The sequence below is a fragment of the Thermanaerothrix sp. genome (assembly GCF_056331585.1).
Map to the genome: position 1 here is coordinate 22698 of NZ_JBWGPQ010000017.1, position 12456 is coordinate 35153.

The window sequence follows — 12456 nt, forward strand, 5'->3', positions numbered from 1 at the left end:
TGCCGCGGTTCGGGTCATAACGCCCAATTCGCCAGAATGCGATGCGCCCGCGCGACCCAAGTATAACGTTCGGCATCCACGCGCGCCTGTTGACCTAACACCCCGCATACATTCGGGTGACGAAAGAGATCATCCAGGGCTCTCGTCCAGGCTTCCACATCCTCCGGCGGGCAGAAACGTGCATTCCCATCATTCAACACCTCATGCAAAACTGGCAAATCGCTTGTGAGTATGGCCCGTCCACAAGCTAGATACTCAAACATTTTCATCGGACTGCAAATATCGGCAGAGTTACCCCCACTGCTACCAGCCACTGCGCGCTCATAAGGCATCAGCAGCACCTCGCCAGCGGCCTGATAAAGGGGTAAAACCCGATTTTCGACAAAACCCGTTAAAATCACATTGGTTAAGCCCTGTCGGCGTACTTCATTGCGCCAATAGGTCACTGCCTCATCGCGTCCACCCACCCACAAGAATTGAATTTGGGGGAGGTTGCGCGACACCGCCATTAAGAGCCCCATTCCACGCCCGGGATAAAAGTGCCCGCTGTAAACTGCGGTGAACTGTTCCTTCAACCCCAGCCTCTGCCGGGCTTCCGACGGATCAGGCAGTCCCTGATAACGTTCTAGATCAACCCCGTTGGGAGCAATCACAACCTGGTCTTCCCGGAAGTTAAGCCCAAATTCCTCCCGTAGAACGCGACAAAGTGCTTGGGTGATGATCGCAAAGCGTTTTTCTCCATTACGATTAACCACCCACCGCAAAAGTTGTGGACCGATTCGTCCGCTGGGGCGGTCGTGAAGTTCTAGAACCAAAGGGAGTCCCGCTCGTAACGCCATAAATCCGATTTGAGGCAACCAGGTATAAACGATATCCGCTTTCCAACCCTGTGCCCGCTTCCATGCACGATATACAAAATCATAGCGTTTGAGCCATGGTCGGCTTGGTATCCACTCCACCTCAAAAGAATGATTCAAACCGTAATGTGCCGCCAGTTGGGACCAGGGAGTGGAACTTTCGCCGGGTATCCATAATTTAACCACATGACCAGTTTGTACTAATGCCTGGCACATTTTCATCACCTGAATGCTATTAGCCGTGCTCGAGGGGACCTGAGACGTGCTAAAGCAGGCGATGCGCATTCACCACCTCACCATGGTCTCGTTCCAATTGGGAGAGATCGCGTATTCCGCGCCAGATTATCATACTCACCGAAAGGATGAAATAACTGCTTAAAAGCAAGGCAAGCGAGAGAACTCCATAGCGTTTTACCAAAACAAACATAAGTAGAGTTTTCAATATTCCAACTACCAGAGTTATCATCAATGGATCATTTGGCTTACCTAATGCTAACAATAATGGACGATTCCAATAAAAAACATTCGCAAAGCCATAACCAATTAGGAGCGCTAGGATCAGGGGAAAAGCTGGCAAGTAGGCACCATCCTTAAACCAGGATAAGAACCACGGCCCCACCAAAACGAGCCCCACCCCAACGGCTGTGGTCCAGCCCAATGCAATCAAACTGGTGCGTCGTAATAGGGTGCGCAGGGTTTTCCACGTCCGCTGAGTGACTGAGCGCGTAATCTCAGGGTAAGTGGTTTGGATGAACGGAAGGATGGGCAACATGAGCACATTCATCAACGCCAGGGCAAATTTATAATATCCTGCTTCCAGACTGCTCAAAAAAAGGCCCGCCCACAATACTTCATTATCCCGAATGAGCATGTTCACCGTGCCACTTAAGTTTGTGCTCAGGGCAAAACGCCCAAGAGCCGCTTTTTCAGGTACACGCTGCATGGGGGCCCGCCACCACACCGGCCCAAGGATCCTGGCCGCAGATTGCCACCCCATAACCATCATGGCCAGACCAAAAACCATCTTGCCGGCTAAGTAAGCCAGCATAACCTCAAACACCCCCCATCTCATCATAAACGCCAGTGTAATCCCGACTGCAGTGGTCATGTTTTGCACTAATGTGATAATCGCCTGAACACGAAAGCGTCCCCCAATTTGTAGAAGTGCCGTCGAAGTCTCGGTAAAGAGATTGCCCAACAGCGCCAATCCATATAACGGAATCCAGGGTTGGGCAATGGGATCTTTGATAAACCATCGTATGGCGAGGGGCGAAAGCAAGACCAGCAACAAAAAAGCCAGAATTGAACTGGCCCCTTCTGTCAACGCGGCTAACTTTACTATCCCCGCGGCCAGGTCTTTGCGTTCCTGAGCCAAGTACTGATTGACGTATTTGATAACCGGTTCACCCATACGAAAAGACAGCAAACGATTCATATTGGACGCAAAGGTGATCACCAACCCCAGTACCCCATAAGATTGCGGCCCGAGTAAGTAAGCGGCTAATAAACCCTGATAAAGGCTCAATCCCAAGCTAAGAGTGTTTGCACTAAAAAGATAACCGGTATTACGGACCACCTGCCGCAGCAAGCGGTCTTCTTTCCAACTCGCCCACACGTAGGCAAAACGTTTCATACCGTTTGGATTTGGCTGGCCCATGACCGTTCGGCCAGGTACCATTGAACCAAACGGTTCAGGCCTTCTTCCAATGAAATTTTGGGCTCCCAACCCAACAGGTTGCGCGCCTTGGTAATATCGGCCCAGGTTGCCGGCATATCCACCGCCTGGGGAGGGTGATATTCGATCTGTGCCGGTTTCCCGAGAACCTTTTCTAGAATCGTGATGGCTTCCCGCATGGTATGGGGTTGATCACTGCCCAGGTTGATGACCTCATAACCTATGGGCTTCAAACCCAAAAGAGTACCATAAGCAATATCATCCACATAGGTAAAATCGCGCGAGAAACTACCATCGCCATATAAATGCAGAGGACGCCCCTCTGCAATCCATTGGCAAAAGCGAAACAGGCTCATATCCGGGCGACCTGCTGGTCCATAAACCGTAAAATAGCGGAAAACCGTCACATCCAAGCCATAGAGATGGTGATAAGTGTAACAAAGTGTTTCCGCTGCCTTCTTGCTGGCGGCATACGGCGAGAGGGGATGACTGGTATCCGCATCCTCACGAAAAGGCATGGGATTCATCACCCCATATAAACTGGATGTTGAGGCAAGCACAAATTTCACTACCCCAAAACGGCGACTTGACTCGAGCAAGTTCAGTGTTCCAGTGACATTGGTTTCAAAATAAACCCATGGATCGCTTACACTGTAGGGTACACCCGCTCGGGCAGCCAGGTTAATCACCGCCTCAAAGGGGGCGAAACGTGTAAACACCTCGTCTAGCCCTTCGCGGTCACGTATATCCAAGTGTAAGAAATGAAAGTTGGTGCTTTTCTTTAACCGTTCTAATCTCCAGTTCTTTAAGCGTACATCGTAGGCATCGTTAAGGTTATCTATCCCGACAACCTCCACTCCTGTTTCAAGCAACAGTTCCCCTACTCTAGCCCCAATGAAGCCAGCCGCTCCGGTTAACAAATACCGCTTCATAAACGAACCACCTTAGGATGATTCCGTCCTAATTTTCCCAATGCGTTACGCGTATCCACAATCAACTGCGCCGCCTCAAGGATGGCAGGATAGTCATAACGACTATGGTTGGTGATAATGACTACGCAGTCCGCTTCACGGACGGCCATCATCAAGTCCGGCACCGATTCCAGGTTGATTTCCTCATGCTGGATTACCGGAATGTAAGGGTCGTGATAAGAGACTTGCGCACCTTTCTCACGCAAGAGATGGATTACGTCTAAAGCGGGTGATTCACGCAAATCGTCAATATCGGCCTTATAGGCAGCTCCCAAGACCAGAATCGTGCTCCCCTTTACCGGCTTGCCGTGCTGGTTAAGCGCATCCTGTATTTTACCCACCACAAAGCGCGGCATGTTGGTGTTGATTTCTGAGGCCAGATCAATAAACCGAGCCGTATATTTGACCGATCGCAACTTCCAGGAAAGGTAGAGTGGGTCAATGGGAATACAATGTCCTCCTAAACCTGGCCCCGGGGTAAATTTCATAAAACCAAAGGGTTTGGTCGCTGCAGCTTCAATCACTTCCCACACATCAATCTTAAGACGATCACACATGATGGCCAATTCATTTACCAGGCCAATATTGATCATTCGAAAGGTGTTTTCAAGCAACTTGGTCATCTCAGCGACCTCAGTCGAAGACACCGGCACAACCGTTTGGATCGCCTGCTGATACCACGCCGTCGAGACCTCACAGCAAGCCGCAGTAATCCCACCGATAACTTTGGGAGTGTTATAGGTCGTCCAATCCTTGCGTCCCGGATCTACCCGTTCAGGCGAGAACGCCAGGAAGAAATCTCTTCCCACCTCTAAACCGCTTTTCTCCGTTAATATCGGAAGCACCAACTCGCGCGTTGTTCCCGGATACGTACTGGACTCCAGGACAATCACCATGCCCGGGTGCAGATAAGGCGCCAGGCTCTCTGCCGCACTGACAATATATGAGAGATCAGGGTCTCCTGTTTTGCGCAATGGTGTTGGCACACAAATGGAAACCGCATCAATCTCACGCAGCACTGCATAATCCGTTGTGCCCCGTAGACGCCCTTGATCCACCAAGGTACGCACCTGCTCAGAGGGAACGTCTAAAATGTAACTTTCCCCTCGGTTTAATGCCTCCATTTTGGAGGTTATGGGATCAATACCGGTCACATCAAAACCGGCTTCGGCAAAAACCACCGCCAGAGGGAGACCCACATACCCCATACCGACGACAGCCACTTTTGCCTGACGAGCGGTTAATTTCTCAATCAATTCACCCCGATAATCGCGTTCCATAAAATAGACCTTTCCTCTTTCAAAATAGGCTAAGTTGCGTTGGTTGCTCGTCCTGACCCGTTTGAGATTCTGGCAATGATGTTATCTCTTCAGGCTGAGACGGTTGAGGCGGACCCTGTCGTGCCATCTCTAAGTATGCCGGTAAACGCCCAAAGTCCTCAATCACCGTCGCTTTCAAAGAAGGTTGATGTAATGCAGCCGCCGGATGATACATTGGAATGATCAAACGACCGTTGACCCATAGGGCTTTACCATGAACCTCGCTGATCTTCGCATTAGGTAAGAACTTGGCCATTGAAAACCGCCCCAAAGTGACAATAATTCGGGGATTAATGGCCTGTAATTGACGTTCTAGATAAACATCGCAGGCTGCCAGTTCTTCCGGCTGCGGATCGCGATTGCCCGGTGGTCGGCATTTGACCACATTCGTGATAAACACATCCTCTCGTTTCAATCCCGCCCGTTGGAGCAACTCATCCAGGAACTTTCCTGCCGGCCCTACAAACGGTCGCCCTTGCTCATTTTCATAAAAGCCCGGCCCTTCACCAATCATCATAATTTCGGCATCAGGACGCCCTTCACCCGGCACCGCATGTTTGCGGGAATAGTGCAAAATACACTTGGTGCAAACCGAAACTTCAGATGCAATCTGTCGAAGAACAGACTCTGGATTCAAGGCTGACCTCCTCGCATAGATAGACTACCCGTTTCATCTTCTTCATGCAAAAGGCGCTCAATTTGTGCAACATCAACATGATCGAGATTCATGATCAAAGCGTCTTCATGATTATCACGATAATACCCGGGACGCACCGATATGACCTCAAAACCGAACTTGCGATATAGAGATTGTGCCGCAAGGTTTGAGCGCCTCACTTCCAGGGTATAGCGCTGAGCTCCCATACGATGCATCTCAAGTAGCGCCTGTGCCAAAAGACGTTGTCCAATGCCAAATCTTCGATGGGCAGGATGAACGGCAAACGTGGCAATGTGGGCTTCATCAATGATCAGCCACACCGCGATCATGCCCACAATCTCAAATTGACCTTGGTCATTCTGCTTTTCAGCCACCCATAAATGTGCAGACGGGTTGGCTTCGATCTCAAACCGGTATGAACTTTCCGGCCAAGGTAATGTAAAAGACGCCACGTCAATCTCATGCACGTGCGGAACGTCTTCCACCCTCATGCGTCGAATCCAAACCTTAGATGTCGCCATTTTCATTATGAGGGGATCCCTTCCGCCTGGTGAAGATAAAGTGGCGCCAAACTATTAATATCATCCACCTCGCCTTTTTTCCACCGTTGCCAGGCCAATTCGGCCAGGAACGCCGGATGACGCATGGAATGAGCCGGTGAAACCAATGCAACGCCAGGTTGACGGGATAGGCGTTGACGTTCTTGGGCTGTCAACTCACCGCATACAATCACCGGTTCATGCAAAGTTTCGATCAAACCGTCCATTGTCAGGACACGCGGATGGTTCTCCGCCCACCATCTTCCCTCTCGAAAGCGGTAATCTCCAACCGCTAACCGTCCCCGCCCTGCCTGTAAAACCGCCACTAAGCGGCGCTCATCCGGCGGTTGGCCATAGGCAAGAATATCTAGGGTGGGGATCCCGATCACAGGCAACTTCTCGGCCAACGCTAAACCTTTCACCACCGCCAAACCAATGCGCAAACTGGTAAAAGAGCCGGGTCCTAACGCAACTCCCAGTGCCTTTAGTTGCTTGATAGAAACCTGAGTGCGCGCTAGCACCCATTCAATGGCAGGTGCCAATTCAATCGTATGGTGGCCTCGGCTCAACCAGGCGTGCTCGGCCATCACCATATGTCCATCATAAATGGCAATGCCCAACCATTGGGTGCTGGTATCAACGGCCAACAGCATGCACAACTCCTAATACCTGCCGCCGCAAATGCTGCACCAGATGCCGATAGCGTGTCCCCACTGGCGTAAAAAGCAGGCCACGCTGTTCTTCTGAGACCCAGGTCAGATTAATCCACAACCGTTCAGAGGGAAGAATTGGGACAATTCGCTCCGGCCACTCAATCACCAATGCCCCCTCTTGGATCAAGTTATCAATATCCAAGTCAACGGCTTCCTCATAGGTGCTTAATCGGTAAGCATCCAGATGAAAAAGAGAATGCCCCTCAGGGCGGCGGTACACATTGACTAAAACAAACGTGGGGCTTGAGACGACGTCGAGTGACCCCCACCCACGCGCGATCCCTTGCACCAAAGTCGTCTTACCTGCCCCCAAATCCCCTTGCAAGCAAACCACATCACCAGGGCGCATTAGAGCCCCTAAACGCATCCCTAGACGGCGGGTTTGGTCTGGACTACGACTAAATAATTCTAGCGTGTGCGCATCTAGAATGGGCATATTTCAAATTATACCTGCGTTCGCATCCGTTCTTCAAAAGAACGCCGCGCCCAGTTCATAAGCACACGCGCAATTTCGCGAGACGCATAGGGACGAGCCAGACGGTGGGAGTTAAGGGCTACTCTTTGGAGTTCTTCGGGTTGCTGGAGCCAAGTATTGAGTGTCAAAACAACTTGCTCCGGCTCTGGTGCCCACACCCCTGCCTGCTCTTGAATCACATACTCCACATTACCATCTTCCTGTCCAGGCATACGGCTATATAGGATGATCGGCAACCCCACGATAAACGCCTCGCTAATTGTGCCCGGTCCTGCTTTGGTAATCAAAATATCTACCGCCCGCATAAAATTATGCATCTCGCGCACAAAGCCATAAATGAACGTTGGGGACTTCCAGGCTACTTGTTCTAATCTCTGCCGAAGGGCCTGGTTTCGGCCACAAACGACAATCAAGCCAGCCTGCAGATTGGCCTCATTAATCGCTATCGCAACCGCCTCTAAAGGTCCCATGCCCTCCCCACCCCCTACCAGTAGAATTAATGGCAACTCCTGTGGCCACCCCAAGCGGGCGCGAATCTCCTCAGGGGTCTCGGAGGCGTGGTTGAAACGTTCTGCCACTGGCAATCCGATCACCTTTAAGCGTTCCTCCGGCACACCAGCAGCAATGCCTCGTTCTCGCGCCGCTAGAGTAGGCACAATGATCAAATCAGATGAGCCGCAATACCATGCTGTATGCGTTGAAACCAAATCGGTAACCACCGTTATATAAGGCCGCCCAAACTTTCGTGCCGCACGAGAAATCGGATCATTGAAAAGGGGGTGGACGGAGACAATCAGATCACATGGATGGTCAATTAACAATCGCTCAGCCGATCGTCGTACATAGGGCCATATGGCGTTAAAGACGAAACGGGTGCGCCGCCGACCATCACTCAAGCGATATCCCCAATGCCATACTTCAGGCACGCGTGAGAGTACTGGATAGGCCTCAGGTGCCAAATCAAACGGTGGGGGGGCATAATCGCGAAAGATATCCACCATCTCTACCGTTACCTGATCACCAAACTCCAGACTTAATGCTTCAATGATGGCTTCGGCTGCACTCCGATGTCCCCCGCCGGTATCTGAGAAAAGGAAAAGAACATGAGGGCGATCAGGTGTGCGATTCATAATTCTCCCGGGGTAAAATGGCTTTTAATCGGCGAGCCAGTTCGCGCCGTGGCATCAGCACACGGCGACCGCACTTCAAACACTCTAATCCAATATCCGCGCCCAAGCGCACAACACGCCACACGTAGTTTCCGCAAGGATGGGGTTTCCGCAACCGCACAATGTCTCCAAGTTGCAATTCCGTCAACATCAATCGGATTATACCACCCATGTTATAATCCCTACGGCTAACCCTACCGGTTACTAATTAGGACTCACAATGCTAAATCTGGATCCGTCTACTCTGATCACCCGCATCATTACTCTGATTGTGGCCTTCACGGTACACGAGTTTGCCCACGCCTGGACGGCGACCCGTTTTGGCGATAATACTCCCCGCCAATACGGGCGGCTATCTCTGAATCCCCTGGTTCACCTCGACCCATTGGGATCCTTGGCTCTCCTTCTGGCCGGGTTTGGCTGGGCAAAACCCGTGCCCGTCAATCCCTATATCCTGAATCGTCGCTCTTCTAGCGCCCTGATGTGGGTTTCCCTTGCAGGTCCCCTCTCAAACCTAATGCTAGCCATCCTTGCTGCAATTCCCCTTCGGTTTGGATTAATCCCCTATTCCCCTTGGTCATTGAGCCGCGGATGGCTACCATCACCAGGTGAGTTTTTGATCGGTTTTATCTGGATCAATCTGGTCTTGTGCTTATTCAATCTCATTCCCATCGCGCCACTGGATGGAGATAAAATCCTGGAATATTTTGCACCACCATCTATTGCACGGGTTTTAGAAACCATCCGTCCCATGGGACCGCTTTTGCTTATGTTAGTGGTGTTTGTTCTTCCCACCCTAGGCATTGATATTCTCGGATTTATCCTTTACCCTGCTTTATCCAATTTGCTTTCGCTCCTTTTGGGAGGATCACTATGACCATTCGAATGACAATAGTCGGCCTAGGCCGTATCGGCCTTTCCATTGGGTTAGCGCTCAAAGATAATGCGCACCAGATTGTACGCATTGGTAACGATGCTGATCCTCAAATTGAGCAAAAAGCCCTCAAGATGGGCGCCCTGGACGAAGCCATTCACAACCTGCATACTGCAACTGCGGATGCCGACATTGTGATCCTTGCAGTGCCAATGGACGAGGTGCGGGAAACACTGACCACGATTGCCCCCAACCTTAAACCCGGTGCCGTTATTCTAGATACCTCACCGTTGAAAACTCTGGTCACACGATGGGCCAAAGATTTACTTCCGGCTGAGCGTTATCTCGTTTCCTTCTCACCAAGCCTTAACCCTGAATGTCTCTACCCACTGGTTCCAGGAAGCGAGACACCACGCCCCGACCTATTCAAAGGCGGGGTTTTCGTTATCACTAGCCCTCCTCACACCCATAGCGACGCGCTTAAGTTGGCCAGTGATCTCGCCGTTCTTCTAGGAGGGCAGCCCTATTTTGCTGATCCCTATGAGGCCGATGGATTAATGGCGGCCGTTCACGGTCTACCTCAGCTCAGTGCCGTCGCCTTGCTCACTGCGATCACCCGTCAGCCAGGTTGGCGTGAGGCGCGCAAATTGGCCGGCCAGGCTTTTGTCGAAGCCACAGAGCCCATCACCCATCTTGATGATCACACTCACCTGGGTGAATCCATCTTGCTCAACCGCGAGAATTTATTACGCCTGTTGGACAATTACATCGCCACTCTGCAGGAGATGCGAGATTACTTGGAGACCGAAGACCGAGAAAGTCTGGCGGCTTTCCTCAAGGAAGCAATCCAAGCCCGTACCATTTGGTGGCAACAGCGTCAAAAAGGGGATTGGGAGGCCACACCACCTCCCGAGATTCCAAGTAGCGGGCAATTTTTCGCCCGTTTGTTTGGGTTGGGCGGGAAACCGACCAAAAAAGAGTAGTTTCTCCGGGGATTTTTATCCTTCAACCCGAATGGCGTGCTCAGGGCATTCTTCTGCTGCCTGACAAACCAGGTCTTGGAGATACCATGGGATAGGTTCGAGGATGATTTGGGCATGCGGAGCGCCATCCAGACTAAACACCTCAGGGGCAATTGTCTCACAAAATCCGCAGCGAATACACCGGTTTGCATCCACAGCGACGATCATGTGTACCCAATTTAATAGAGAGATTCACACGGTTTATTCAATACGATACGCACTGGCCCCATCGCTTGCCTGGCAGACATAGACTTCAGCCACGCGTCCAGTTTCATGTTGATAAGCCTCTTTTAGATTGCGAACGAATGACTCAACCCACTCTCGCTGCACCAAATTAACCGTACAGCCTCCAAAGCCAGCCCCGGTCAAGCGCGCCCCCCAACATCCCGGTTGGTTAAGTGCAAACTCTACTAAAAAATCCAATTCCGGTGTACTAACTTCATAGAGATCGCGCAACGAACGGTGTCCTTCTTGCATATACTTCCCCAACAGTGCCACATCACCTTGCTTTAGCGCCTTCACCGCCGCTTCAACCCGCGCAATTTCCTCCACCACATGCTGGGCACGGCGGCGCACCATTTCCGGCAAAAGATGAGCGAGCCGCATAAAATCGCCCACGCTGACGTCGCGTAACGCTTGAATCCCGGGCAGATGAGGCTTGAGTCGTTCAACCGCCTCTTCGCAAGCCGCACGACGTTCGTTATACGCCGAGGTCGCCAACGAACGTCGCACCCCTGAATCCGCAATCACCAACATCACATCCGCCGGCAGAGGCACTGCCTCATACCTCAAATCACGCACATCAAAGCATAAGGCATGGCCGGCAATTCCATGAACTGAGGCAAATTGATCCATCAACCCACAATTAACGCCCACGTAATCATTTTCCGCTTGTTGACAAAGGCGAGCCAGATCCATGGAACGGATCGCCCACATTCCGATGGCGTTCCATAAAGTTGCAAAAGCCACCTCAACCGCTGCCGAGGAGGAAAGCCCTGCGCCAACCGGTACATCCGAAGTATATGAGGCCTCAATTCCTGCTACCGGATACCCTGCCTTTAATAGTTCCCATGCGACCCCCGCCGGGTAAAGTGCCCAAGATGGCAACGGGTTCCCATACAGATCTTCTCGCGCTTCTAAGGCCTCTAAGGAAAGCGAAAATTCCACCTGCTGTGATAAATCCATGGCTTGCAAGATAGCCCGTGGTTCATTTAGGCGCCGGGCGTGGATCTTCACGTACCGATTGACTGCCGCCGGCAAGACAATGCCTTGGTTATAATCCACGTGCTCACCCAGTAAGTTAACCCGCCCTGGCGCCGTAGAAACAAAGCGTTCCATAACCCCTCGGAGATGATCGGGTTTGAATTAGTCCACAAACAGGGGCAGATGATGAAGCGCCACGATCCCCTTCCAGCGCTCTTGATCGCCCTCTGTGCAAATCGCAGCCTCAACAGCCACAATGGCCTCCGCTTGCGCCATTAAGTTGCGCATACCTTCCAGGGTTGATCCGGTGCTGACAACATCATCCAACAACAACACCTTTTTTCCCTTCAGCATGGCGCGATCTTTTTCGTCCAAATAGAGGGTCTGAGGAACACCCGTTGTGATTGAAACCGTCTCTGAGTGCAACGCCTCACCCATATAAAATTTATATGCCTTTCGCAGAACAATGTAAGGCTTATCCAACTCCAGCGAAAGCGCATGGGCTAAGGGGATACTTTTGGACTCGGCGGTGACAATTACATCAAAATCATACCCTATAAGGCGCTCACTCAGTGCTTTGGCACTGGCCTGCACCAACGCCGTATCTCCTAGGATATTGAGGATTGCGATCCTTAAACCAGGTTTGACCTCAAAAAGCGGCAGGTCGCGTTTAAGACCGGCCAGTTCAACGGTATAGACGGGACGCGATTTGGACATGACGTACATCTCTCCTTATCTTCAATGTTAACGGTTGAGAAGACGAACAATGATATTCAGAACTACGGTCAAGACCAGACTGATAACCACCGAGGCCAGCAAGGGGAAGATGCAGGTAAAACCAGAGGTTTCGATTTTGATCGTCCCTGGCAAATTTGACAACGAGGGAATCTTAGCCAACCCCCACACAATGCCCCCAACGATGATCAGAACCACGCCCGCAAGCACCAAAAAACGGCCTATAATTTCTAAGCCCTGCATTGG

Annotated in this window: 16 protein-coding genes; 2 read left to right on the forward strand and 14 right to left on the reverse strand. The window is 51.3% G+C overall.

Features of this window, described 5'->3' with window-relative positions:
• Positions 1-14: 14 nt before the first annotated feature.
• The 10 genes from AC01YT_RS07665 to AC01YT_RS07710 are packed head-to-tail and all read right to left on the reverse strand — an operon-like array spanning position 15 to position 8548.
• Positions 15-1142, reverse strand: a complete 1128-nt coding sequence (locus AC01YT_RS07665; RefSeq protein ID WP_476674227.1) for a glycosyltransferase — start codon at positions 1140-1142, stop codon at positions 15-17.
• Positions 1123-2490 (reverse strand): lipopolysaccharide biosynthesis protein, encoded by a 1368-nt coding sequence (locus AC01YT_RS07670; protein ID WP_476674229.1) that lies wholly within the window; start codon positions 2488-2490, stop codon positions 1123-1125. The genes AC01YT_RS07665 and AC01YT_RS07670 overlap by 20 nt, the downstream gene beginning before the upstream one ends.
• Positions 2487-3464: a GDP-mannose 4,6-dehydratase gene (locus tag AC01YT_RS07675; RefSeq protein WP_476674231.1), complete on the reverse strand. Its 978-nt coding sequence runs from the start codon at positions 3462-3464 to the stop codon at positions 2487-2489. Before AC01YT_RS07675 ends, AC01YT_RS07670 begins: the two co-directional genes overlap by 4 nt.
• Entirely contained in the window at positions 3461-4783 is a 1323-nt protein-coding gene (locus AC01YT_RS07680) for a nucleotide sugar dehydrogenase (protein WP_476674233.1), read from the reverse strand. Before AC01YT_RS07680 ends, AC01YT_RS07675 begins: the two co-directional genes overlap by 4 nt.
• Positions 4784-4802: 19 nt before the next feature.
• Entirely contained in the window at positions 4803-5459 is a 657-nt protein-coding gene (locus AC01YT_RS07685) for a uracil-DNA glycosylase family protein (RefSeq protein ID WP_476674235.1), read from the reverse strand.
• Positions 5456-6007, reverse strand: a complete 552-nt coding sequence (gene rimI, locus AC01YT_RS07690) for a ribosomal protein S18-alanine N-acetyltransferase (RefSeq protein ID WP_476674237.1) — start codon at positions 6005-6007, stop codon at positions 5456-5458. The genes AC01YT_RS07685 and rimI overlap by 4 nt, the downstream gene beginning before the upstream one ends.
• Positions 6007-6672: a tRNA (adenosine(37)-N6)-threonylcarbamoyltransferase complex dimerization subunit type 1 TsaB gene (tsaB, locus tag AC01YT_RS07695; protein ID WP_476674239.1), complete on the reverse strand. Its 666-nt coding sequence runs from the start codon at positions 6670-6672 to the stop codon at positions 6007-6009. The genes rimI and tsaB overlap by 1 nt, the downstream gene beginning before the upstream one ends.
• On the reverse strand, positions 6656-7168 hold the full coding sequence (gene tsaE / locus AC01YT_RS07700; protein ID WP_476674241.1) for a tRNA (adenosine(37)-N6)-threonylcarbamoyltransferase complex ATPase subunit type 1 TsaE: 513 nt from the start codon (positions 7166-7168) through the stop codon (positions 6656-6658). The genes tsaB and tsaE overlap by 17 nt, the downstream gene beginning before the upstream one ends.
• A gap of 8 nt (positions 7169-7176) precedes the next feature.
• Positions 7177-8337, reverse strand: a complete 1161-nt coding sequence (locus AC01YT_RS07705; RefSeq protein WP_476674243.1) for an MGDG synthase family glycosyltransferase — start codon at positions 8335-8337, stop codon at positions 7177-7179.
• The gene (locus AC01YT_RS07710; RefSeq protein ID WP_315624025.1) at positions 8321-8548 is read right to left on the reverse strand and encodes a DUF951 domain-containing protein; all 228 of its coding nucleotides are present in this window, start codon (positions 8546-8548) and stop codon (positions 8321-8323) included. The genes AC01YT_RS07705 and AC01YT_RS07710 overlap by 17 nt, the downstream gene beginning before the upstream one ends.
• A gap of 48 nt (positions 8549-8596) precedes the next feature.
• Between AC01YT_RS07710 and AC01YT_RS07715 the strand changes: the two genes are divergently transcribed.
• Together AC01YT_RS07715 and AC01YT_RS07720 are read left to right on the forward strand one after the other, a co-directional pair.
• The gene (locus AC01YT_RS07715; RefSeq protein WP_476674246.1) at positions 8597-9253 is read left to right on the forward strand and encodes a site-2 protease family protein; all 657 of its coding nucleotides are present in this window, start codon (positions 8597-8599) and stop codon (positions 9251-9253) included.
• A complete protein-coding gene (locus AC01YT_RS07720) occupies positions 9250-10233 on the forward strand; it encodes a prephenate dehydrogenase (protein WP_476674248.1) in 984 nt (327 codons plus the stop codon). Before AC01YT_RS07715 ends, AC01YT_RS07720 begins: the two co-directional genes overlap by 4 nt.
• Before the next feature lie 15 nt (positions 10234-10248).
• On the opposite strand, the gene AC01YT_RS07725 is transcribed toward AC01YT_RS07720, so the two are convergent.
• Genes AC01YT_RS07725 through AC01YT_RS07740 form a run of 4 tightly spaced genes read right to left on the reverse strand, consistent with a single transcriptional unit; the run spans position 10249 to position 12453 of the window.
• Positions 10249-10440 carry a ferredoxin gene (locus AC01YT_RS07725; protein WP_476674250.1) on the reverse strand — a complete coding sequence of 64 codons (192 nt, stop codon included), beginning with the start codon at positions 10438-10440 and terminating at the stop codon, positions 10249-10251.
• Positions 10441-10473: 33 nt separating this feature from the next.
• Complete coding sequence (galK, locus tag AC01YT_RS07730; protein ID WP_476674252.1) at positions 10474-11610, reverse strand: galactokinase; 1137 nt, start codon at positions 11608-11610, stop codon at positions 10474-10476.
• A 27-nt stretch (positions 11611-11637) separates the two neighbouring features.
• Complete coding sequence (locus tag AC01YT_RS07735) at positions 11638-12192, reverse strand: phosphoribosyltransferase family protein (protein ID WP_424914358.1); 555 nt, start codon at positions 12190-12192, stop codon at positions 11638-11640.
• A gap of 27 nt (positions 12193-12219) precedes the next feature.
• Positions 12220-12453 (reverse strand): DUF2905 domain-containing protein, encoded by a 234-nt coding sequence (locus tag AC01YT_RS07740; protein WP_476674254.1) that lies wholly within the window; start codon positions 12451-12453, stop codon positions 12220-12222.
• Positions 12454-12456: the final 3 nt, after the last annotated feature.